Origin of the sequence: Streptomyces sp. NPDC058674 (assembly GCF_042716505.1) — a bacterium.
Lineage (GTDB): Bacteria > Actinomycetota > Actinomycetes > Streptomycetales > Streptomycetaceae > Streptomyces.
In genome coordinates, this window is sequence record NZ_JBHXSC010000024.1 from 63,256 (window position 1) to 85,090 (window position 21,835).

The following is a 21,835-nucleotide window of genomic DNA, read 5'->3' on the forward strand; positions in this document are numbered from 1 at the left end:
GCGTCCGGAACGTCCCGGCCGGCCCCGTTATGCGACCCGTCGGGCCTTCCCCGTCACCGCACTAGCCGATCACCGTGTAGCCCGCGCCGTGCAGCCGTCGGGCGACCTCCACGCAGTGCTCCGGCCCCTTCGTCTCCATGTGGAGCTCCACCTCGACCTCCGTGAGCCCCAGCCGGGGGTCGGTCCGTACGTGGCTGACGTCCAGTACGTTCGCGTCGACCTCCGTCAGGACGCCCAGGAGCCCGGCCAGGGCCCCCGGCCGGTCGGCGACGCGCAGCCGCAGCGACAGGTACCGGCCGGCCGCCGCCATGCCGTGGCGCAGGATCCGCTGGAGCAGCAGCGGGTCGACGTTGCCTCCGGACAGGACGGCCACCACCGGGCCGCCGCCGTACAGTTCGGGCTCGCTCAGCAGGGCCGCGACCGGGCTGCACCCGGCGGGCTCCACCACGAGCTTGGCCCGCTCCAGGCAGAGCAGCAGGGCCCGGGAGAGCGCGTCCTCGGAGACCGTGCGCACGTCGTCGAGGAGCTCGGCGATGATGTGGAAGGGGATGTCTCCGGGGCGCCCGACCTTGATCCCGTCCGCCATGGTGACCGGGTGGTCGACCGACACCGGGTGGCCGGCCCTGAGCGAGGGCGGGTAAGCGGCCGCGCCCGCCGCCTGCACGCCGACGATCCGGACGTCCGGCCGCAGCGCCTTCACCGCGACCGCGATCCCGGCGGCGAGGCCGCCGCCGCCGATCCCGACGAGGATCGTGCGCACCTCGGGGCACTGCTCCAGGATCTCCAGGCCCACCGTGCCCTGCCCGGCGATGATGTCGCGGTGGTCGAAGGGGTGGATGAACACCGCTCCCGTGCGGTCCGCGTGGTCCTGGGCGGCGGTGAGGGTCTCGTCGACCACCTGGCCGTGCATGCGCACTTCGGCGCCGTACTCCTGGGTCGCGGCCACCTTCGGCAGTGGCGCGCCGACCGGCATGAAGACCGTCGAGCGGACCCCGAGGAGGGAGGAGGCCAGGGCCACGCCCTGGGCGTGGTTGCCCGCGCTGGCCGCGACCACGCCCGCCGCCCGCTGCTCGGGGCGCAGGCCCGCGATGCGCACGTACGCCCCGCGCAGCTTGAAGGACCCGGTGCGCTGGAGGTTCTCGCACTTGAAGTGGACCGGGGAGCCGGTGAGCGCGGAGAGGTGCCGGCTGCCCTCCATCGCGGTGACCCGGGAGACGCCGGACAGCATCTTCTGGGCCCCCCGGACGTCGTCGAGGATGACCTGCGGGACGGGCTGGGGCACGCGGTAGTCCATGCGGCCAGTCTCGCAGCCCGCGCCGGGCCCGGCTCGGGCCCTGCTCGGGGCCGGTCCCGGGGCCCGGTCCCGGGGCGGCGAGGGCCCGCCCGGGGACGTGGCACCGGGGCGGGCGGCGGCGCGGGTCGTGCGGCGGGCGCGGTACCGGGAGCGGCGATATCGCGCCACCCGGGAGGGGTGCGGGGCGGGTGCGTACGCGGGCGGCACGAGTTCTCCTACGAGGCGTACGGGCCGCCGCACGGCCGCGTACTCTGTCCCCCATCCTTGTCGGACCACGCGAAGAGAGCCCACGGCCATGCCTTCCACCCCGGCCAATTCCGACCTGCCCACGGCGGCCGAAGCGCCCGTCGGAGGCGGTCTGCTCGACGCGCTCCAGCACCAGGTGGCGGTCTTCGCCCGCCGCGCCGAGCAGACCCGCCTGGGCGGCGTCGGCCAGGCCCGCAACTCGATGGACCGCGCCGCGTACCTGCTGCTGAACCGGCTCGACCTGGAGGGCCCGATGGGCGTCAAGGCGCTCGCCGGCGGCATGGGCATCGACTCCTCCACCGTCACCCGGCAGGTCGCCCCCCTGGTCGACAGCGGTCTCGTCAAGCGGACCTCGCACCCCGAGGACGGCCGGGCCGTGGTCCTCGCGCTGTCCCCGCGGGGGCTGGCGCGGCTGGAGGAGGTCCGCTCCTCGCGGCGGGAGCTGATGGCGCGGGTGACGGACGGGTGGAGCGAGGACGAGCGCGAGTCCTTCACCGCGCTGCTGACCCGCTTCAACCTGTCGCTGTCGGAGCTGATGGCGGCCGTGGCCGACGCCGGCCCGGCGTCCTGAGCCGGGCCCTTCCGACCCCTTGACCGGGGCGGGCCCGGTGCCCGCACTATGTGGCCATGCGGGCGGTGGGCCACCGGGTGGGCCCCTACGAGGAGTTCGAGGCCTTCGTCGCAGGTGCGGCGGGGCGGCTGCTCCACGTCGCGGTCCTGCTGACCGGTGAGCCGGAGCCGGCCCGCCGGCTGCTGGCGGGCGCGCTGGCCCGTACGTACGCGAACTGGCGCCGCCTGCGCGGCGACGACCCGTACGACTTCACCCGCCAGGAGCTGTGCGGCGCCTTCGCCCGGGCGGGCCGGCGCCACCACGGCGGGGCGGGGATACTGGCCCGGCTGAGCCCGCTGGAGCGGGTGGTGCTGGTGCTGCGGGTGTACGAGGGGGTCGCGGAGGGGGTCACCGCGGCGCAGCTGGGGCTGCCGGCGGAGCGGGTACGGGTGCTGTGCGACCGGGCCGTGGCCGCGATGCGCGCCCGGGAGACGGCGTGAGCGGTCTCCCGGACCGCGGGGAAGCCGAGGTCCGGCGGGCGCTGGAGGGCCCCTACCCGGTGGTCCCGGCCGGTCTGGCGGCGGGCGCGGCGGCCCGCGGCGACCGGCTCCTGCGGCGCCGGCGGGCACTGGCCCGCGTCGGCTGGGTGCTGCTCCTCGCGGCGGCGGCGGCCTTCACGGTCTGGGCGGCCCTGACCCGCCCCTGGGCGATCCCCCCGAGCGGCATCTCCCCACCCCTGGAGGGGTGGTAACCGAACCGGGCCATCCAGCCCCGCCGGCGTTCGAGGCGCGGGTTCCGGGGCGGAGCCCCGGCAGCGGCGCCGCACGCGCGGGCACCAGGGGCCTCCGCGCGGCGGGACCGGCGGAGGGCGCCGGCAGCAACCGGCAAGCCCCCCGCCAGGGACACGGCGCCGCTAGCCGAGCGCCTGCACCAGGTCCGCCACGAGGTCATCGGCGTTCTCGATGCCCACCGACAGGCGGATCAGGTCCGCCGGGACCTCCAGGGCCGAACCGGCCACGGACGCGTGCGTCATGCGGCCCGGGTGCTCGATCAGGGACTCGACGCCGCCCAGGGACTCGGCCAGCGTGAAGATCTTGGTACGGCCGCACACCGCGACGGCCTCTTCCTCGCCGCCGGCGACCCGGAAGGAGATCATCCCGCCGAAGTTCCGCATCTGCTTGGCCGCGACCTCGTGGCCCGGGTGCTCCGGCAGACCCGGGTAGAGGACCTGGGCGACCTTCGGGTGGCGGGCCAGCATCTCGACGACCTTCGTCGCGTTCTCCGCGTGCCGGTCCATGCGGACGGCCAGCGTCTTGATGCCGCGCAGCACGATCCACGCGTCGAACGGGCCGGCCACCGCGCCCATGGCGTTCTGGTGGTAGGCGAGCTCCTCGCCGAGCGCCGCGTCGGCGGCGACCAGGGCGCCGCCGACCACGTCGGAGTGGCCGCCCATGTACTTGGTCAGCGAGTGCACGACCACGTCCGCGCCCAGGGCCAGCGGCTGCTGGAGGTAGGGCGAGGCGAAGGTGTTGTCGACGACCAGCCTGGCGCCGGCCGTGCGCGCGATCTCCGCGACCACGGCGATGTCGGTGATGCCGAGCAGCGGGTTGGAGGGGGTCTCGACCCAGATGACCTTGGTCTTCGGGGTGAGCGCCGCCCGTACCGAGGCCGGGTCCGAGGTGTCGGCCACCGACCACTCCACGCCCCAGCGGGAGACGACCTTCGCGAAGAGGCGGAAGGTGCCGCCGTACGCGTCGTTCGGGATGACCACGTGGTCGCCCGGCGAGAGCAGCGTACGGAGCAGGCAGTCCTCGGCGGCGAGCCCGGACGCGAAGGCGAGGCCGCGCCGGCCGCCCTCCAGCGCCGCGAGGTTCTCCTCCAGCGCGGTGCGCGTCGGGTTGGCGCTGCGGCTGTACTCGTAGCCGCCGCGCAGTCCGCCGACACCGTCCTGCTTGTACGTGGAGACCTGGTAGATCGGGGGCACGACCGCGCCGGTCAGGGGGTCCGCCGTGTTGCCCGCGTGGATGGCACGGGTTTCGAAGCTCTGGTGCTCGTGGCTGTCGTCGCTCATGGTCCGATGCTATGCCCCGCCCGGGGTGTGGTCCGCTCCCCGGCACGGACCGGCCACCGGCCGTCCGGAAGGGGACGGTCGGAGCCCGCACCCGCCCGCATTGGCCTGCGGCCCCCTCGGTCTGGTTCGCTTGGAGGCATGGAGATTCTGTGGTTCCTGTTCACGATCGGCCTGCTCGTGGCCGTCGTCGGCCCGTACATACGGCGCAAGCGCGGTGGCATCCGCCAGGTGGCACCGGGCAGCCCCGACGCCGCCGACCCCGAGAACTACGGATTCGCCCGGCAGGAGCAGCTCGACATCCGGGTGCCCGGTCCCGACCAGGACCTGATGGACGCCCTCGGCAACGTGCAGCGCAGCGGGACCTGGCAGGCCGCGTCCGGGCTGCTGGCCGGCACCCCGCGGGAGGGCGAGCGGCGCTGGCAGCGCGTACAGGCCTTCGGCGGCGCCGCGGCGCTGGAGCTGGCGCAGCAGCCCGGGGCGGGCGCGCAGTGGCTGAAGGCCTGGCGGCTGGAGGCGGAGAAGGACGCGGGCGGCGCGCAGGTGCACGCGGAGCTGCTGGTGCAGCAGGCGTGGCGGCACTCGGGCGGGGTCGGGTCGGACGACCACCGCATCATCCTGGAGGAGGCGCGGGAGGCGTGCCGCAGGGCCGCGCTGCTGGCACCGGGCGACCCGGTCCCGTACATCACGGAGCTGGCGATCGCGCGCGGACTGGCCTACCCGCCGGCCGAGTTCGACGCGCTGTGGGCGAAGGTCATCGACCGGGCGCCGGAGCACATGGGCGCGCACGTCGCGGCGCTGCACTACTGGGGCGCGAAGTGGCACGGCTCGCGGGAGCAGGCGGACGCCTTCTCGCACGCGGCGGCGGCCCGCGCCCCGCGGGGATCGCTGCTGGCGGCGCTGCCGCTGTTCGCCCTGTACGAGAACCTGCCCGACGTGGTCCTGGTGGGGAGCTTCTACCAGAGCGCGGTCGTGACGCGGGCGGTCGAGGGCGCGCTGTACGCGGTGCACACGGCGCGGCCGGACGACCCGATGCTGGCGCACGTACGGCACCTGCTGCTGCTGTTCCTGGTGAACATGGAGCGCTGGGCGGAGGCGATGGAGCAGGTGCGGCACGTGGACGGCTACGTCGGCGCGCTGCCGTGGTCGGCGACGCCGGACCCGGCGGCCTCCTACGCCGTGCACCGGGCGCTCGCGGTGGCGGGCTACGAGGCGAACGGCGGCTCCCCGGCGACGCTGCCGCACTGACCGGCCGCCGCCGGGGCCCGGGCGGGAATTCCGGCCGGGCCCGGGCCGTTGTGCAGGACCACAAGGAGGGAATCCATGTTCTCGTACCGCCGCACTCCCGAGCTCCCCACCCGCGAGGAGGCCCTGACCGGCCGCGCCGAGCCGCTCTTCGGGGTCCCCGACCGCCACACCGTCCTCGGCAACCCGCTCTCGGGGCCGTACCCCGCGGGGCTGGAGGTCGCCGACTTCGCGATGGGCTGCTTCTGGGGCGCCGAGCGCACGTTCTGGCAGACCCCGGGGGTGTGGACCACCCTCGTCGGCTACCAGGGCGGCTTCACCGAGAACCCGACCTACGAGGAGGTCTGCTCGGGGCAGACCGGCCACACGGAGGTCGTCCGGGTGGTCTTCGACCCGCGCGTCGTCCCGTACGCCGCCCTGCTGAAGCTGTTCTGGGAGTCCCACGACCCCACGCAGGGCTTCCGCCAGGGCAACGACGTCGGCACCCAGTACCGCTCTGCGCTCTACACGCACTCCCCCGCCCACCAGGCGGAGGCCGAGGCCTCCCGCACCGCCTACCAGCGGGTCCTCACCGCCTCGGGGCACGACCCGATCACCACGGCGGTGCTCCCGGCGTCGGAGCGCCCCTTCTGGCCGGCGGAGGCCCCCCACCAGCAGTACCTCGACAAGAACCCGGGCGGCTACTGCGGCATCGGCGGCACGGGCGTCTCCTGCCCGATCGGCGTGGCCCCGGCGGAGTGACCGCCGCCCCGCTCCCCGCGGGGCCTCGTCAGAGCACCGTCACCCGGGCCCTCGGTGGGGAGATCATCCCCGGGGCGGCCCGGTCGGGACCATGCACGGGACGTGCAGAACGTGTGACAGCGGCACGGGCCGGGGCGGCCGGGGCGGGCCGGTCGCGGCCCGCCCGCGCCCGGCCGCTCCGGCCGGCGTGCCGCCCCGGCGCCTGCCGCCCCGACCCCTCCGGTCAGATGGTCGAGGCGTCGATCACGAAGCGGTAGCGCACGTCGCTGGACAGCACCCGCTCGTACGCCTCGTTGACCTGGGCGGCGTCGATCAGCTCGATCTCCGCGCCCAGCCCGTGCTCGGCGCAGAAGTCCAGCATCTCCTGCGTCTCGGGGATGCCGCCGATCGACGATCCGGCGAGGGTCTTGCGGCCGCCGATGACGGAGAAGAGGTTGAGCGACACGGGCTCTTCCGGGGCGCCGACGTTCACGAAGGCCCCGTCGACCTTCAGCAGCCCCAGGTAGGCGTCGAGCGGCAGCGGTGCCGAGACGGCCGAGACGATCAGGTCGAAGGTGCCGGCCAGCTTCTCGAAGGTCGTCTCGTCGTTCGTGGCGTGGTAGTGCGAGGCGCCCAACCTGAGGCCGTCCTCCTGCTTGCGCAGGGACTGCGACAGCACGGTCACCTCGGCGCCCAGCGCCGCGGCGATCTTCACGCCCATGTGGCCGAGGCCGCCGAGGCCGACGATGGCGACCTTCTTGCCGGGGCCCGCCTCCCAGTGCTTGAGCGGGGAGTACAGGGTGATGCCGGCGCACAGCAGCGGGGCGGCGACGTCCAGGGCGAGGCCGTCGGGGATGCGGACGGTGTAGTTCTCGTCCACCACGACGTGCGTGGAGTAGCCGCCGTAGGTGGGTTCGCCGTCCTTGTCGAGGGCGTTGTAGGTGGCGGTCATGCCCTTGGCGCAGTACTGCTCCTGGCCGCGCAGGCAGTACTCGCAGGTGCGGCAGGAGTCGACGAAGCAGCCGACTCCCACCCGGTCGCCGACCGCGTACTTCGTGACGCCCGCGCCCGCCTCGATGACGACGCCGGCGATCTCGTGGCCGGGGACCATCGGGAAGATGCCCTCGCCCCAGCCGTCCCGGGCCTGGTGGATGTCGGAGTGGCAGATGCCGGCGTACTTGATCTCGATGAGGACGTCGTGCTCGCCGACCGGGCGGCGCGGGACGGTGGTGCGCTCCAGCGGGGCCTTCGCGGCGGGGGCGGCGTAGGCGGAGACCTGGGTGACGGACATGGTGGGGCTCCTAGCGGACGCGTTCGGGGTGTGCGGTGCGGTGTCGTGCGGGCCGCGGTGTCGTGCGGGCCGCGGCGGCGTCTGCACCGCGGCCCGCCTACCAGCCTGCCCGCAGGAGCCCGGCCCACCCAGCACCCTGCCCTGCCCAGGACTGCCGGACCTACCCTTGGCGGGGTCAGGCACGGGTCCGCGCCCGCACACGGCGCCCCGGATACTGGCGGTATGGACCAGCTTGATCAGCGAGCCGAACTGGGCGAGTTCCTGCGCTCCCGCCGGGCGCGGCTGCGCCCCGAGGACGTGGGCCTGCCCGACTACGGCCGGCACCGCCGCGTGCCCGGTCTGCGCCGTGAGGAGCTGGCCCAGCTGGCGGGGGTGTCCGTCGCGTACTACACGCGGCTGGAGCAGGGGAACGGCCACAACGTCTCCGCGGAGGTGCTGGACGCGATCGCCCGCGCCCTGCGGCTGGACGACACGGAGTGCACGCACCTGGCCCACCTGGCCCGCCCGCGGTCCCGGTCCCGCGCGCAGCGGAGCCGCGCGCACCGCCCGCAGCAGGTGCGGCCCGAGCTGCGGACGCTGATGGACGCGATGGACGGCGTCCCGGCGTACCTGGTGGGGCGCCGGCAGGACGTCATCGCGTGGAACCGGCTGGCGGCGGCGGTCTTCGGCGACTTCGGTGCGCTGCCCGCGCAGGAGCGGAACCTGGTGCGGCTGGTCTTCCTGGACCCCGCGACGGCCGAGCTGTACGCGGACTGGGAGTGCCGGGCGTGCGAGGTGGTGAGCAACCTGCGGATGTACGCGGGCCGCCACCCGGAGGACGAGCGGCTCTCCGCGCTGGTCGGTGAGCTGTCGGTGAAGAACGAGGAGTTCCGGCAGCTGTGGGCGGCGCACACGGTGGCCGCGGACAAGACCCACGGGGTGAAGAGGCTGCGGCACCCGCTGGTGGGGGAGGTGAGCCTCGCCTTCGAGACCCTGCGGCTGCCCGACGACGCGGAGCAGGCGCTGGTGGTCTTCCACGCGGCTCCGGGCTCCCCCTCGCGGGACGCGCTGAGCCTGCTGTCGTCCTGGTCGTCGCCGTCCGCGCCCCCGCACCCGGCGCCGGCTCCCCCGCCGGGTCCCGCGCCCGCGCCCTCCGCGCACTCCTGAGACGCCGCAGAGCTTCAGAGCTTCAGCTGGAAGATGCCCGCGCCGCGCTCCCGCCGGTAGCCCAGGGCCTCGTTGACCGCCCGCATCGGGGTGTTCTCGTCCGCGACCGTCGTGCCGATCCGGCGCAGCGCCGGGTGGCGGCGGACCGCGTCCGCCAGCATGTGCTGCTTCACCGCCCGCCCCAGGCCGTGGCCCCGGTGGGCGGGCACGACGACCGTGTCGTACTGGAGGGCGCGCGAGCCCCCCGGATCGGGCAGGACGAGCGTGGTGTAGGCGGCCACCTCTCCGGCCGGGGTGACCGCCGCGACGAGGGTGACCTCGCCGCCCCGGTCCAGGACCAGCTGCTGCGCGGCGTGCAGGCGCTCGGGCGTCCACTCCTGGAACTGCTCGTCCAGCTCGCCGCCGGGCGCGTCCTCCATGGCGCCGTGGGCCACGGCCGCCGCCGGCGCCCACGCCTCGGGCACCAGCCCGTGCCAGGTCAGCAGCTCGTATCCGGGGGTGTCCGGGACCAGCACCTCGGCGGGGTCCTCCGGCACGTCCTGGACGTACCAGGCCATCGGCAGCACGTTCTGGAAGCCGAGGGACCGGGCGAACGCCTCACCCGGCCCGCCGAGGTCCACGAGCGTGGCCACCGAGGTGCGGCCCCGGGCGAGCAGCTCCGCCCGGACCCGCTGCCACAGGGCGGTGCCCACGCCCCGCCGGCGCGCGTCGGGACGTACGGCGAAGGCGTCCAGGAACGCCGTGTGGCGGTTCGCCGGGTCGGTGAAGAGCAGCAGGGCGGCAACCGCCTCGCCGCCGTCGCTCCCCCAGAGCGCGTACCGGACGCGGGGGGACGGCACCCGCAGCCGCCCGGCGGTCTCCGCCAGGGTCGGCGCGGGCACCCCCGGCAGGTCGGCGGCGTGGACGGCGACCAGGACGGCCGTCCACGTCGCCACGTCGGCGTCGGTCGGGGGCTGGGACAGCTCGTGGATCTCCATGGCCCCCGACCCTAGGGTCGGGGGCGGGGATCGCACCCGTGGTTTTCGCCGCCGTCACCGGGGCGGGGGAGGCAGCGGGAGGGGGACGGAGGGAGGAAGGCGGACGGCGGGGAGCCTCTCGGGCTCCCCGCCGTCCGCCGGGTGCTTCACCTCACGTGCCGTGCCGGGTCAGACGGCCGCTCCGGCCTTCCACTCCGCCCAGCTCATGTTCCAGCCGTTGAGGCCGTTGTCCGCCTTGATGGTCTTGTCCGGGGAGTTGACCACGGTGACCACGTCGCCGATCAGCGAGTTGTCGAAGAACCAGGCACCGGGCTGGTTCGGGTCGTTGGCACCCTTGGCGTCGTTCAGGCCGACACAGCCGTGGCTGGTGTTGACGCTGCCGAAGATCGAGTCCGATCCCCAGTAGTTGCCGTGGATGAAGGTGCCGGAGGTGGACAGCCGCATCGCGTGCGGGACGTCCTTGATGTCGTACTCGCCCTTGCCCTCGCCGTTCTTGAAGCCGACGGTGGCGCCGTCCATCCGGGTCTCCTTGAACTTCTCGGAGATCACCATCTGGCCGTTGTACGTGGGGTTCTCCGGGGAGCCCGCGGAGATCGGGATGGTCTTGAGGACCGCTCCGTCGCGGGTGACCGTCATCTGCTTGGTCTTCGCGTCGACCGTGGAGACCTGGCTGCGGCCGACCTTGAAGGTGACGGTCTTGCTCTGGACGCCCTGGATGCCGGGGGCCCCCTGCACGCCCTCCAGCGCCAGCTTCAGCGTGACGGTGGAGTTCGCCTGCCAGTACTGCTCGGGGCGGAAGTCCAGCCGCTGCGAGCCGAACCAGTGGCCGACGACCTCCTGGCCGCTGCTGGAGGTGACGTCGATGGCCGCCTGCACGGCCTTCTGGTCCTTGATCGGCTTGTTGAAGGTGATCGAGACCGGCATGCCCACGCCGACCGTCTGGCCGTCGTCCGGGATGAACGAGCCCACGAAGCTGTTCTCCGGGGAGACGGTGGTGAAGGAGGCGTTCTCGTGCGCCTCGCGCCCGTCGGCGTCCTTCGCGGTCGCCGCGAGGGCGTACTTCGTGGAGCGCTTCAGGGCTCCCTCGGGCTTCCAGCTCTTGCCGTCGCCCGCGATCTTGCCGGCCACGACCGCGCCCTCGGAGCTCTTCAGCTCCACCCGGGTGAGCGTTCCGTCGGTCACGGCGACGTTGGTCGAGTCGTTCAGGCCGACATTGGTGGCGCCGTCCTTCGGAGTGATGACTATTCGGGCCTTGGAGGAGTCCTTGGCCGCCGCCGCGTCGACGTCCGCCTGGGACTTGCTGCTCTCGCCCGCGCTCGGCTTTCCACCGTCCCCGCCGCTGCACGCCGAAAGCACCAGTACACCGCCGAGCACGGCGGATACGGCCACCAGGGACCTCTTCCTCCGCATGCTGTCCGTCCTCACACGCCACTCCATCGTCGCCGGAAGCCCGGGGCTGCCGTCCCGGGGTTGGCCGGGCAGGGGGACGCGCCCCCTGCCTCGCCCTGACAACGCGTTAACGGCGGTGTTCGGTTCCACATCCCGTTGGGATGTGGGCCACCCCACGGTCAGGCGTTGTCGGTTTCTTGGTCGAAGTCCCCATCTTCCTCGTCCAGGTCCCACTCCATGGACTCGGGGTCGTATTCGACGGGCTCGCTGCTCCAGGAGGCCTGCGCGAGCTCCACGCCGGGGATGTCGACGACCAGGTCGGTGGGGTCGACCAGGTAGGCCAGGGCCTCCGACTCGTCCTCGCGGACGGCGGACTCCGCGTGCCCGCGCTCCTCGTCCGGCATGAACTCGTCGGCGCCGATGTGCGCGAGCGCGGCTCCGGTGAGTGCATCCGGATCGGGTACCTCCAGTACCAAATCCACCCGAAGCCGTACGTACCGTGATGTCTCAGAAGGGTTCATACGACGGAGAGTAAGCCCGTGGAACCCCCGGCTTTCCCACGACCCGCCCCTTTCCGTAGCATCACCGCACACGGCCAATTCGCTGCTGCCACAAGGGGGATCGCACCGTGTCCGCACGCCGACCGCTGCTCACCGCTCTCGGAGCGACCACCCTCCTCGGCGCCCTGTGGTTCGTGCCCTCGGCGGGCGCCACCGCACCGGCGCACGGGACGGGGCGTTCCGACGCGCCCGCCCCCGCGAACGGCGCCGGGGCGAGGCCCTCGGCGGCCACCGGGACCATCACCCAGACGGCCGGGGAGGCCGTCCCGCTCTCCCTCGCCGACACCGGCTCCGTGGACACCACCCCCTACCTGCTGGGCGGCTCGGCCTGCCTGGGTGTCGGGGCGGGGTTCGTGGTGTTCTCGGTGCGCCGCTCCCGCTCCGCCTGACCGCACGGACACGGCGGAGGGCCGCCCCCGGTGGGGGCGGCCCTCCGCGTCGTGCGCGCCGAAGCCGTCAGGCGAGCGGTCCCGTCACCGCTTCCACCGCGGCCACGAGAGCGCCCGTACGGACGAACGCGTCGGCTGCGGCCAGGTCGGGAGCGAGGAAACGATCCGGCCCGGGGCCCTGCACGCCCGCCGCGCGAGCGGCGGCGATCGCGGCCCGGCTGGCCGGAGCCGGGGTGAGCCCGTGGCGGAGCTCGATGGCGCGGGTCGCCGCGTACAGCTCGACCGCGATGATCCGGGTCAGGTTGTCGACGGCGGTACGGAGCTTGCGCGCCGCCGACCACCCCATGGAGACGTGGTCCTCCTGCATGGCGGAGGAGGGGATCGAGTCGGCGGACGCGGGGACCGCGAGCCGCTTCATCTCGCTGACCAGGGCAGCCTGCGTGTACTGGGCGATCATCAGGCCGGAGTCCACGCCCGCGTCGTCCGCGAGGAACGGCGGCAGGCCGTGGCTGCGGTTCTTGTCCAGCAGCCGGTCCGTGCGGCGCTCGGCGATGGAGCCGAGGTCGGCGGCGGCGATGGCGAGGAAGTCCAGCACGTAGGCGACGGGAGCGCCGTGGAAGTTGCCGTTGGACTCGACGCGCCCGTCGGGCAGGACCACCGGGTTGTCGACGGCGGCGGCCAGCTCGCGGGAGGCCACCAGGGCGGCGTGCGCCATGGTGTCGCGGCCCGCGCCGGCGACCTGCGGGGCGCAGCGTACGGAGTACGCGTCCTGCACGCGGGGGGCGGACTCCTCCTGGAAGTGCCCGGTGAGCCCGGAGCCCTCCAGCACGGCTGCCATGTTGGCGGCGGAGGCGCCCTGGCCGGGGTGCGGGCGGATGGCGTGCAGCTCGGGCCGGAGGACCTTCTCGGTACCGAGCAGGGCCTCCAGGGTGAGCGCGGCGGTGATGTCGGCGGAGGTGTAGAGCCTGCCGAGGTCGGCGAGGGCCATGACCAGCATGCCGAGCATGCCGTCGGTGCCGTTGAGGAGGGCCAGGCCCTCCTTCTCGCGCAGCTCCACGGGCGCGATGCCCGCCTCGGCGAGCAGCTCGCCGGCGGGGCGGACGGTCCCGTCGGGGCCCTCGGCGTCCCCCTCGCCCATGAGCGCGAGCGCGCAGTGGGACAGCGGCGCGAGGTCGCCGGAGCAGCCGAGGGAGCCGTACTCGTGCACGACGGGGGTGATCCCGGCGTTGAGGACGTCGGCCATGGCCTGGGCGACGGACGGCCGCACGCCGGTGTGGCCGGAGGCGAGGGTCTTGAGCCGCAGGAACATCAGGGCGCGGACGACCTCCCGCTCGACGCGCGGGCCCATGCCGGCGGCGTGGGAGCGGACGATGTTGCGCTGGAGCTGGGCGCGCAGCTCCGGGCTGATGTGCCGGGAGGCGAGCGCGCCGAAGCCGGTGGACACCCCGTAGACGGGCTCGGGCTTGGCGGCGAGCGCGTCGACGATCTCACGGGCGCGGGCGAGCGCGTCGAGCGCGTCGCCGGACAGCTCGACCCGGGCGTTGCCGCGGGCGACGGCGATGACGTCCTCGGCGGTGGTCCCGGACGTCCCCACCACGACAGTGTGCATATCCATATTCAGCACCCTACGGACTGAATCCCTTCATGTCACTAGTGCTGTGGCCGGGAAGGCTTGCCGTGACCGGGTCGACCTTTCCGGTCACGACATTGGCCGCTTCCGCGCGGGCCCCGCACGCCCCGTGGCCACCGCTCGAGGCGCCCGCCCGGGCCGCTGGGCGCCCACCCGGGGCCGCGGGGCGCGCCCGCCCGGGCCCCCGCGGGACGCGCCGCCCGGCCCCCACGGGTGGGCCACTCGCGGCCCCGGAGGCGGGGGGTCTCCCGCCGGACGCCCGCCCGGCCCCCGCAGGAGAGTCCGCGGGGGAGTCACTCGCGGCCCCGGAAGCGGCGGCGGTCGCCCGGGGTCTGCGGGGGCGCGTCCGCGAGGCGGACCACGGCGGTGTCCCGCCCCGCCACCACGGGCTTCGCGGAGCGCGCCGCCTTCGCCTTGTACTGGGCCGCGTCAGCGAGCCGGAACAGCCTCCGTGAGGACTTCACCAGCCCGATCGGGTCCCCGGTGGAGGCCACCCCGCAGGCCACCCCCTCGCCGAGCTCCAGCTCGGCGGCCCGCGCGCACAGCTCCTCGGTGACCCGTACCACCTCGTCCGCGGTGGGGCCCAGGCTCACCAGGCAGAACTCGTCCCCGCCCAGCCGCGCCACCAGCGCGCCCGGCAGTATGGCCCCGCACAGGCTCAGCACCGATCCGAACCGCTCCAGCAGCCGGTCGCCCATCGCGTGCCCGTGGGTGTCGTTGACCTTCTTCAGCCCGTTGAGGTCGCAGACCACCAGGCTCACCACGGCCCCGGTGCGCCGGTGCTCCTCCAGCGCCTCGTCCAGCCGCATGTCCACGGCCCGGCGGTTGGCCAGCCCGGTCAGCGGATCGGTGAAGGCGAGCCGCCGGGCTTCCTCCAGCCGCTCGTTCTGCGCGAGCCCGGCCGCCACGACGGCCGCCAGCACGGTCGCGAACTCGGCGTCGTCCTCGTCGAAGTCCGCCAGCCCCTCGTCCCGGGCGACGTACAGCTCCCCCCAGGCCCGCCCGCTCAGCACGATGGGCGCGACCACGCAGCTACCCCGCCCGCGCAGGCGCAGGGCCTCCCCGCGGCGCCCCGGGCGGTTGCCGGCGGCGGTCTCGACCCAGGCGTGCGGACCCCCGCCGCCCACCCACCGCTCGTGCAGGAACTCGGTGATCTCCGGGAAGTCGTGCACCGGGTACGACTCGTCCTCGGGGAACTCCTCCTCCCCGGCCCGCCGCTCCCCCTCGTTCACGAGCACCCGCAGGCGCCCCCGCTCCCGCTCCCACGCGGAGATCGCGGCGAACGACCCGTCCATCGCCGTCCGCGCCCCCCGCGCGGCCGCCCGCACGCTGTCCCGCGGCGCGCACGCCGCGGCCATCGCCTGCGCGAGGCCCACCACGGCTCGTAGCCGCCCGTCGACTGCCATCAACCCAGGTTAGGCGTTTTGTCCGATCTAGCGGCACCGGGCGCGTCGGTCGACCCCGCCGCGCCCACCGCGGACTCCGGCCGGGGCCCGGGTCCTCGGGTTCCGGCCGCGGGCTACCGGCCCGGCCAGTTCGGCGTGCGCTTCTCGTTGAACGCCGCCACGCCCTCGGCGCGGTCGCCGGAGAAGGCCACCGTCCGCCAGGCGGCGTCCTCGATCTCCAGACCGGCCGTGAGATCCATCCCGTGCCCGAGCCGCAGCGCCCGCTTGGCCGCCCGCAGCCCCACCGGGGAGTTCGCCGCCATCCGGGACGCCAGCTCCAGTGCCCGCGCCGTGTCCGTGCCGGCCGGGACGACCGAGTCCACCAGGCCCAGGGAGAGCGCCTCGGCCGCCTCCACCCGCCGGGCCGTGAAGATCAGCTCGGCGGCGCGGGCCGCGCCCACCCGGCGCGGCAGCAGCTGGGTGCCCCCGCCGCCCGGGATCACGCCGACCGACACCTCGGGCAGGCCCACCACCGCCGTCTCGTCCGCGACGATCACGTCGCAGGCGAGCGCCAGCTCGAAGCCGCCGCCCAAGGCGTACCCGTGCACCGCCGCAATCGTGGGCATCGGCAGCTCCAGCACTCCCCCGTACGCCCCCCGCGTGGTCGGCCGCTGCCGCACCAGCTCGGCGTCCGAGAGGGAGTTCCGCTCCTTGAGGTCCGCCCCGACGCAGAAGGCCCGCTCGGCACTGGAGGAGACCACGACCACCCGCACGGAGGGATCGGCGGCCAGCTCCGCGCAGGCCGCCCCGATGGCGCGGGCCATCGCGGTGGACACCGCGTTCATGGCCTTCGGGCGGTCCAGGACCAGCTCCACGACCCCGTCGGCGCCGTGCCGACGCACCGATACGAACTCCGACTCGACAGCCGACGATTCCACTGGCACAGGCCCTCCCGGTTAACGAACGTTACCCGGGAATCCTAGGCCCGCCGCCCTCACCGGACCAGGCCCACACGACAGGCCCCGCGGCGGGCACGGCAGAACCCGGCGGGCCCCGGACGGCCATGTACGGCCATGTACGGCCCACAGACACCCCCGGGCAGCGCGCCGCACCGCAGGGACCGCCAGGCGGGCACGGTGGGGGCGGCCCAGGCGCGGCACCGCGGGTACCGCCGGGCGGGCTGCGGGCCGGCGCAGGCGCCGCACCGCGGTGGCGCGGGCAGCGCCCCGCAGGTACCGCGAGCCAGGCACCGCAGGCACCTCGGGGCAGCGCCGCAGGCACCGCGCCGCGGGCGGCGTCCCGCGGCGGCTACGCGGAGGGGCTCGACCGCTTCCGCCGCGTCAGCGACCACGGCTCCACCACCCCGAGCCCGCGCACGGGCCGCTGCCACATCGGCTGGAGCGCGAAGCGGTACACGCCGCCGCCCTCCTCCGCCTCGGCCTCCTTCTCCGACACCGGCGCGGCCCCGGTCCGGCCCAGTTCCTCGGCCATCGCCCCGTCCACCAGCACCGCGTCCTTCGGCGCTATGGACGTCAGCCGGCTCGCCAGGTTCACCGTCGTCCCGAAGACGTCGCCCATCCGGGTCGTCACCGTGCCGAAGGCGATGCCGACGCGCAGCTCCGGCATCTGCGGGTCCGCGCCCATCGTCTCGATGAGCCGCAGCGCGATCTCCGCCGCCGTCGCCGCGTCGTCGGCGCAGTACAGCACCTCGTCGCCCAGCGTCTTGATCAGCCGGCCGCCGTGCGCCGCGACCAGGTCCGCCGCCGTCGTCTCGAAGGCCTCGACCAGCTCGCCGAGCTCCTCCTCCTCCAGCCGCCGGGTGAGGCGGGTGAAGCCCACCAGGTCCGCGAAGCCCACCGCGAGCCGCCGGTCGACCATCTCCTCGTCGTCCGCCACCTGCACCACGCGCCCGGTGGCGGCCGCCAGCTGGCGCCGCCACACGTAGACGAGGAACTCCTCCAGCTCGGGCAGCAGCAGCTCGACCAGGGGGTACGTGACCTCCGTACGGGTCATCCCCGGCTCGGGCGGTTCCGTCAACCCCTCCAGGAAGGAGTCGATCTGCCACTCCGCGAGCCGGGCCGTGGTCTGCCCCGTGGACCGCGCCACCTGCACCGCCATCGGCTCGGACAGCAGACCGGCCTCCACCAGGCCCGCGAGCCGGCGCAGCGCCAGGACGTCGGCCTCCGTCAGCGCCTTCGCCTGGCCGATGTCGGCGAAACCCATGGCCCGCCAGAAGCGGGAGGCGAGCTCCATCGAGACACCGGCGCTGCGCGCGGCCTGGAAGGGGGTGTAGCGGCGCTCCGCGCCGAGGATCAGCTGCTCCAGCCGGATGGCGAGCGGATCCGCCGTCGGCTGGGCCGTGTGGTCGACCTCGTGGTGGGGCGTGTGCTGGCCCCGCCCGATCGGCGTGCCCGGACCGGTTCCGGTCCCCGGCCCGTTGGCGGGGGACGCGCTGGACTGAGGGTCGTCGACGGTCAAGGGCCGCCTCCTGTCCATTCCGTGCGCATTGCCCTGCGAACCGGTTGATCACCACGAGCACCGGGATCGCCTAAACCATACGGCAGGTGTGCCGTAGCTCACTCCCCCTACTCCTTCATTGGGACACCTCCGCCTCCGGACCGCCTCCGGGCCGAGCGGCGGGAGGCGGGAGGCGGGCAGGCGGGCAGGCGGCAGGCGGCAGGCGGCAGGCGGCAGGCGGCAGGCGGCAAGCGGCTCAGTGGACGGAGCGCAGGTGGATCACGTCGCCCGCGCCCACCGCCTCGTGCCGGCCCTCGGCCGTACGGACCACCAGGCGGCCGTCGGTGTCCACCGCTTCGGCCGTTCCGGTGAGGACGCGCCCGCCCGGGAGCTCCGCGCGGACGTGCCGGCCGAGGGTGGCGCAGCCCGCCGCGTAGGTCTCCTGCAGGCCGCTGGCCGCCGGGTCGCCGCCGGTCGCGCGCCAGTTCCCGTACCACTGCTCCAGGGAGCGCAGTACGGCCCTCAGCAGCGGGTCCCGGTCGGTCACGGACGCCTTGGCCAGGGCGAGGGAGCCGGCGGTGGGCACCGGCAGCTCCTCCTCCGTGAGGCTGACGTTGAGCCCGATCCCCAGGACGACCCCTCCCCCGGAGCCTCCGGCCCGGGATGTGTCCCCAGCCACCCGCTCGGCGAGGATGCCGCCGGTCTTGCGCTCGTCCCCGTCCACGGTGACCAGCAGGTCGTTGGGCCATTTGAGGGCGGTGTCCACGCCCGCGGCCCGGGACAGCCCGGTCGCGGTGGCCACCCCGGCCAGCAGGGTCAGCCACCCCCAGCGCTCCTGCGGCACGGCGTCGCCCGGCTTGAGCAGGACGGAGAAGAACAGCCCGGACCGGGGCGGGGCGACCCAGCTGCGGTCGAGCCGCCCGCGCCCGGCGGTCTGCTCCTCGGCGACGAGCACGGCCCCCTCGGGGAGCCCGGCGGCGCGGGCGGCGAGGTCGCTGTTGGTGGAGCCGGTGGCGGCGACCACCTCCAGCGAGGTCCACAGCCCGCCCTCCGTGACGAGGGCCCGCCGGAGGCCGGCTGCGTTGAGCGGCGGCCGGTCCAGGCTCGACCAGCGTCCGGCGGAAGCTCCGGTTGATGCATCTGAAGGCGTCATGCAACCCAATGTAGGTGTGTCAAACGCCGCACTGCCGAGCGCCATGCCCGCCGATACGCTACGCACCAGTAGCCAGCAGTAGTCAATGAATTGACCAGGCCGTTGACACCACGCAGGGAGCCGCGACCCCGATGTCACAACCGTCAGAGCCGATCGACATGCACACCACCGCGGGCAAGATCGCGGACCTGCAGCGCCGCATCGAGGAAGCCACCCACGCCGGATCCGCGCGTGCCGTGGAGAAGCAGCACGCCAAGGGCAAGCTGACGGCGCGCGAGAGGGTGGCCCTGCTGCTGGACGAGGGGTCTTTCGTCGAGCTCGACGAGTTCGCCCGACACCGCTCCACCAGCTTCGGGCTGGAGAAGACCCGCCCGTACGGCGACGGCGTCGTCACCGGGTACGGAACCGTCGACGGCCGGCCCGTCGCCGTGTTCTCGCAGGACTTCACCGTCTTCGGCGGGGCCCTCGGCGAGGTCTACGGCCAGAAGATCATGAAGGTGATGGACTTCGCGCTGAAGACCGGCTGTCCGCTCGTCGGCATCAACGACTCGGGCGGCGCCCGGATCCAGGAGGGCGTCAGCGCCCTGGGCATGTACGGCGAGATCTTCCGCCGCAACGTGCACGCCTCGGGTGTGATCCCGCAGATCAGCCTGGTCGTCGGACCGTGCGCGGGCGGAGCCGTGTACTCCCCCGCGATCACCGACTTCACGGTCATGGTCGACCAGACCTCGCACATGTTCATCACCGGCCCGGACGTCATCAAGACGGTCACCGGCGAGGACGTCGGCTTCGAGGAGCTGGGCGGCGCCCGGACGCACAACTCCACCTCCGGCGTGGCCCACCACATGGCCGGGGACGAGAAGGACGCGATCGAGTACGTGAAGTCGCTGCTCTCGTACCTGCCGTCGAACAACCTCTCGGAGCCTCCGGCCTTCCCCGAGGAGGCGGACACCGAGGTCACCGACTCCGACCGCGAGCTCGACGTCCTCATCCCGGACAGCGCGAACCAGCCGTACGACATGCACACCGTGATCGAGCACGTCCTCGACGATGCGGAGTTCCTGGAGACGCAGTCGCTGTTCGCCCCGAACATCCTGACCGGCTTCGGCCGGGTCGAGGGGCACCCGGTCGGCATCGTCGCCAACCAGCCGATGCAGTTCGCCGGCTGCCTGGACATCGACGCCTCCGAGAAGGCGGCGCGCTTCGTCCGGACGTGCGACGCCTTCAACGTCCCGGTGCTGACGTTCGTGGACGTACCGGGCTTCCTCCCGGGCACGGACCAGGAGTACAACGGCATCATCCGGCGCGGCGCGAAGCTGATCTACGCGTACGCCGAGGCCACCGTCCCGCTGATCACCGTCATCACCCGCAAGGCCTTCGGCGGCGCCTACGACGTCATGGGCTCCAAGCACCTCGGCGCGGACCTCAACCTCGCCTGGCCGACCGCCCAGATCGCCGTCATGGGCGCGCAGGGCGCGGTGAACATCCTGCACCGGCGGACCATCGCCGAGGCGGAGGCCACCGGGGACGGCGAGGAGACCAGGGCGCGCCTGATCGCCGAGTACGAGGACGCGCTGCTCAACCCGTACACCGCCGCCGAGCGCGGGTACATCGACGCGGTGACCATGCCGTCCGAGACCCGCGCGCACGTGGTGAAGGGGCTGCGCCAGCTGCGCACCAAGCGGGAGTCCCTGCCGCCGAAGAAGCACGGCAACATCCCCCTCTAGGCCCGAGGAGCACACTGTGGTGATCAAGGTCGTGAAGGGCAACCCGACCCCGGAGGAGCTGGCCGCCGCACTGGCGGTGGTCCGGGCGCGCGCGGCGGCGCTGGCCTCGGCTCCGTCGGCCGCGCCCCGGGTGGCCGACGCGTGGTCGGAGCCCGCCCGGGTGGCCGCGCACCGGCTGCCGCAGCCGGGACCCCGCGCGTGGGGGCGTACGTACTGGCCGGGCTAGGCCCCGGCATCCGGTTTCACTTCGCGTTCCGGTGCGCGCTCCGTCCGGGTCCCGGTTCGGAAGATGGTGTGAACGGGGGGCGGCCCCTGAGTACCCGTACTCAGGCGCCGTCCCGCCCCCCGGGAGCAGGATCGGGAGCATGCTCTGGTCCGATCCGAAGAACGAGCCGCCCGAGGACATGCGCGACGCGCAGGCGATGATCCGGCGGATGACCGTGGTGCTCGCGCTCGCCATGCTCGTGGTGGTCTACGTCCTCGGAGTGGGCTTCTAGGGCCGGTGACGCGACCGTCCTCCGGGGGCCCCCGCGGCGCCCCTACGATGGCCCCCATGACTGTCGAACCGCGCGCGCTCGTCCTCGCCTCCGCCTCCCCCGCCCGGCTGAACCTGCTGCGTCAGGCCGGGCTCGCCCCGCACGTGATCGTCAGCGGTTTCGACGAGGACGCCCTCCAGGCGGACTCGCCGGCCGAGCTGGCCCTGGCACTGGCCGAGGCGAAGGCGGGGGTCGTGGCGGCCCTGGACGAGGCCGCGGGCGCCCTGGTGATCGGCTGCGACTCGGTGCTGGAGCTGGACGGCGAGGCCCTGGGCAAGCCGGCCGACGCCGAGGAGGCCACCGCGCGCTGGAAGGCGATGCGCGGGCGCTCGGGCGTCCTGCGCACCGGGCACTGCGTGATCGACACGGCGAGCGGCCGGCGGGTGTCGGCGACGGCGTCCACCACGGTCCGTTTCGGTGAGCCGACGGACGCGGAGGTCGCCGCGTACGTGGCCAGCGGGGAGCCGCTGCACGTGGCGGGCGCGTTCACCCTGGACGGGCTCTCGGCGCCGTTCGTGGACGGCATCGACGGGGATCACGGGAACGTGATCGGGCTCTCCCTGCCGCTCCTCCGCTCACTGCTCGGTGAACTGGGTGTATCCATCACGGATTTGTGGGCCTGAGCTCCCCGAACGGCGGTGGCGGCGGCGTGTCCTCGGTGTCCGTGCGCCCCTCGGGCCCGGCGGCGTAGAGCATCAGGGTGAGTACGAGCAGACACAGGATCAGCATCATCGTCACGAAGGCGGCCCAGCCGACCAGTGCGAGGGCGAGGATGCCGAGGAGTCCGTGAGCGGCGGCGGCGGTGAAGAGGACGATGCGGGCGAGACGGCCGGGGGCCCGGTCGCGTACGGCGGCCACGGCCGCGAGGACGGCGCAGAGCAGCAAAAAGACACCCATGCCCGCGCCGAGCCCGTATGTTGCCTTGGACATGACATCCGGATCGCTGCCCGCGATGGACATCGACTGGTTCGCCGTGGTCCGGCCCAGCACGAGGTGGACCAGCACGAGCACGGCCGCTTCCGCGACCAGCACGATCGCGGCCACTGCGGCCACGAGTCTGCGCAGCACGACG

General features: G+C 74.0%; 23 protein-coding genes. 11 read left to right on the forward strand and 12 right to left on the reverse strand.

The genetic code is table 11. The features are described 5' to 3' along the window. Positions 1 to 61: 61 nt before the first annotated feature. Positions 62 to 1,294, reverse strand: coding sequence for a threonine ammonia-lyase (gene ilvA / locus ACFWU6_RS15315; RefSeq protein WP_383981304.1), 1,233 nt, complete (start codon positions 1,292 to 1,294; stop codon positions 62 to 64). Positions 1,295 to 1,589: 295 nt separating this feature from the next. Between ilvA and ACFWU6_RS15320 the strand changes: the two genes are divergently transcribed. Genes ACFWU6_RS15320 through ACFWU6_RS15330 form a run of 3 tightly spaced genes read left to right on the forward strand, consistent with a single transcriptional unit; the run spans position 1,590 to position 2,841 of the window. Further along, positions 1,590 to 2,111 carry a MarR family winged helix-turn-helix transcriptional regulator gene (locus ACFWU6_RS15320; protein WP_383811733.1) on the forward strand — a complete coding sequence of 174 codons (522 nt, stop codon included), beginning with the start codon at positions 1,590 to 1,592 and terminating at the stop codon, positions 2,109 to 2,111. Between the two features lie 56 nt (positions 2,112 to 2,167). After that, the gene (locus ACFWU6_RS15325) at positions 2,168 to 2,590 is read left to right on the forward strand and encodes a sigma factor-like helix-turn-helix DNA-binding protein (protein WP_383981306.1); all 423 of its coding nucleotides are present in this window, start codon (positions 2,168 to 2,170) and stop codon (positions 2,588 to 2,590) included. After that, positions 2,587 to 2,841: a hypothetical protein gene (locus tag ACFWU6_RS15330; RefSeq protein ID WP_383981308.1), complete on the forward strand. Its 255-nt coding sequence runs from the start codon at positions 2,587 to 2,589 to the stop codon at positions 2,839 to 2,841. Before ACFWU6_RS15325 ends, ACFWU6_RS15330 begins: the two co-directional genes overlap by 4 nt. Before the next feature lie 162 nt (positions 2,842 to 3,003). On the opposite strand, the gene ACFWU6_RS15335 is transcribed toward ACFWU6_RS15330, so the two are convergent. Then, positions 3,004 to 4,161 carry a cystathionine gamma-synthase gene (locus ACFWU6_RS15335; protein ID WP_383811742.1) on the reverse strand — a complete coding sequence of 386 codons (1,158 nt, stop codon included), beginning with the start codon at positions 4,159 to 4,161 and terminating at the stop codon, positions 3,004 to 3,006. A 138-nt stretch (positions 4,162 to 4,299) separates the two neighbouring features. Here ACFWU6_RS15335 and ACFWU6_RS15340 point away from each other — a divergent pair, with 138 nt between their 5' ends. Further along, positions 4,300 to 5,406 carry a hypothetical protein gene (locus tag ACFWU6_RS15340; RefSeq protein ID WP_383981310.1) on the forward strand — a complete coding sequence of 369 codons (1,107 nt, stop codon included), beginning with the start codon at positions 4,300 to 4,302 and terminating at the stop codon, positions 5,404 to 5,406. A gap of 75 nt (positions 5,407 to 5,481) precedes the next feature. Then, on the forward strand, positions 5,482 to 6,144 hold the full coding sequence (gene msrA, locus ACFWU6_RS15345; RefSeq protein ID WP_383811747.1) for a peptide-methionine (S)-S-oxide reductase MsrA: 663 nt from the start codon (positions 5,482 to 5,484) through the stop codon (positions 6,142 to 6,144). Between the two features lie 223 nt (positions 6,145 to 6,367). On the opposite strand, the gene ACFWU6_RS15350 is transcribed toward msrA, so the two are convergent. Next, the gene (locus tag ACFWU6_RS15350) at positions 6,368 to 7,414 is read right to left on the reverse strand and encodes an NAD(P)-dependent alcohol dehydrogenase (protein ID WP_383981312.1); all 1,047 of its coding nucleotides are present in this window, start codon (positions 7,412 to 7,414) and stop codon (positions 6,368 to 6,370) included. Positions 7,415 to 7,636: 222 nt separating this feature from the next. Here ACFWU6_RS15350 and ACFWU6_RS15355 point away from each other — a divergent pair, with 222 nt between their 5' ends. Beyond that, positions 7,637 to 8,560, forward strand: coding sequence for a helix-turn-helix domain-containing protein (locus ACFWU6_RS15355; RefSeq protein ID WP_383811753.1), 924 nt, complete (start codon positions 7,637 to 7,639; stop codon positions 8,558 to 8,560). Positions 8,561 to 8,574: 14 nt separating this feature from the next. Here ACFWU6_RS15355 and ACFWU6_RS15360 read toward each other — a convergent pair whose 3' ends face one another. The 3 genes from ACFWU6_RS15360 to ACFWU6_RS15370 form a co-directional block, all read right to left on the reverse strand. After that, entirely contained in the window at positions 8,575 to 9,537 is a 963-nt protein-coding gene (locus ACFWU6_RS15360) for a GNAT family N-acetyltransferase (RefSeq protein ID WP_383811756.1), read from the reverse strand. 168 nt (positions 9,538 to 9,705) lie between these two features. Beyond that, a complete protein-coding gene (locus ACFWU6_RS15365) occupies positions 9,706 to 10,974 on the reverse strand; it encodes an Ig-like domain-containing protein (RefSeq protein WP_383810120.1) in 1,269 nt (422 codons plus the stop codon). Positions 10,975 to 11,105: 131 nt separating this feature from the next. Continuing rightward, a complete protein-coding gene (locus tag ACFWU6_RS15370; RefSeq protein ID WP_383810117.1) occupies positions 11,106 to 11,447 on the reverse strand; it encodes a hypothetical protein in 342 nt (113 codons plus the stop codon). A gap of 107 nt (positions 11,448 to 11,554) precedes the next feature. Between ACFWU6_RS15370 and ACFWU6_RS15375 the strand changes: the two genes are divergently transcribed. Next, complete coding sequence (locus ACFWU6_RS15375) at positions 11,555 to 11,875, forward strand: hypothetical protein (RefSeq protein ID WP_383810114.1); 321 nt, start codon at positions 11,555 to 11,557, stop codon at positions 11,873 to 11,875. Positions 11,876 to 11,942: 67 nt separating this feature from the next. On the opposite strand, the gene hutH is transcribed toward ACFWU6_RS15375, so the two are convergent. The 5 genes from hutH to ACFWU6_RS15400 all read right to left on the reverse strand — a co-directional run bounded on the left by hutH (position 11,943) and on the right by ACFWU6_RS15400 (position 18,500). Then, complete coding sequence (gene hutH, locus ACFWU6_RS15380; protein WP_383810124.1) at positions 11,943 to 13,484, reverse strand: histidine ammonia-lyase; 1,542 nt, start codon at positions 13,482 to 13,484, stop codon at positions 11,943 to 11,945. A 314-nt stretch (positions 13,485 to 13,798) separates the two neighbouring features. Further along, the gene (locus tag ACFWU6_RS15385) at positions 13,799 to 14,911 is read right to left on the reverse strand and encodes a diguanylate cyclase domain-containing protein (RefSeq protein ID WP_383981314.1); all 1,113 of its coding nucleotides are present in this window, start codon (positions 14,909 to 14,911) and stop codon (positions 13,799 to 13,801) included. Positions 14,912 to 15,024: 113 nt separating this feature from the next. Further along, positions 15,025 to 15,828 (reverse strand): enoyl-CoA hydratase/isomerase family protein, encoded by an 804-nt coding sequence (locus tag ACFWU6_RS15390; RefSeq protein WP_383810108.1) that lies wholly within the window; start codon positions 15,826 to 15,828, stop codon positions 15,025 to 15,027. Positions 15,829 to 16,198: 370 nt separating this feature from the next. Further along, positions 16,199 to 17,368, reverse strand: a complete 1,170-nt coding sequence (locus tag ACFWU6_RS15395; protein ID WP_383810105.1) for an adenylate/guanylate cyclase domain-containing protein — start codon at positions 17,366 to 17,368, stop codon at positions 16,199 to 16,201. Positions 17,369 to 17,603: 235 nt separating this feature from the next. Continuing rightward, complete coding sequence (locus ACFWU6_RS15400; RefSeq protein WP_383981316.1) at positions 17,604 to 18,500, reverse strand: biotin--[acetyl-CoA-carboxylase] ligase; 897 nt, start codon at positions 18,498 to 18,500, stop codon at positions 17,604 to 17,606. Positions 18,501 to 18,631: 131 nt separating this feature from the next. On the opposite strand from ACFWU6_RS15400, the gene ACFWU6_RS15405 reads away from it, so the two are divergent. The 4 genes from ACFWU6_RS15405 to ACFWU6_RS15420 all read left to right on the forward strand — a co-directional run bounded on the left by ACFWU6_RS15405 (position 18,632) and on the right by ACFWU6_RS15420 (position 21,386). Then, a complete protein-coding gene (locus ACFWU6_RS15405) occupies positions 18,632 to 20,227 on the forward strand; it encodes an acyl-CoA carboxylase subunit beta (RefSeq protein ID WP_383981318.1) in 1,596 nt (531 codons plus the stop codon). A 16-nt stretch (positions 20,228 to 20,243) separates the two neighbouring features. Further along, the gene (locus ACFWU6_RS15410; RefSeq protein ID WP_383810097.1) at positions 20,244 to 20,453 is read left to right on the forward strand and encodes an acyl-CoA carboxylase epsilon subunit; all 210 of its coding nucleotides are present in this window, start codon (positions 20,244 to 20,246) and stop codon (positions 20,451 to 20,453) included. 139 nt (positions 20,454 to 20,592) lie between these two features. Then, on the forward strand, positions 20,593 to 20,724 hold the full coding sequence (gene mmpB, locus ACFWU6_RS15415) for a morphogenic membrane protein MmpB (protein ID WP_383810095.1): 132 nt from the start codon (positions 20,593 to 20,595) through the stop codon (positions 20,722 to 20,724). 56 nt (positions 20,725 to 20,780) lie between these two features. Continuing rightward, entirely contained in the window at positions 20,781 to 21,386 is a 606-nt protein-coding gene (locus tag ACFWU6_RS15420; RefSeq protein WP_383810092.1) for a nucleoside triphosphate pyrophosphatase, read from the forward strand. On the opposite strand, the gene ACFWU6_RS15425 is transcribed toward ACFWU6_RS15420, so the two are convergent. Then, positions 21,367 to 21,831 carry a hypothetical protein gene (locus ACFWU6_RS15425; protein ID WP_383981320.1) on the reverse strand — a complete coding sequence of 155 codons (465 nt, stop codon included), beginning with the start codon at positions 21,829 to 21,831 and terminating at the stop codon, positions 21,367 to 21,369. The genes ACFWU6_RS15420 and ACFWU6_RS15425 overlap by 20 nt on opposite strands. Between the last annotated feature and the right edge of the window lie 4 nt (positions 21,832 to 21,835).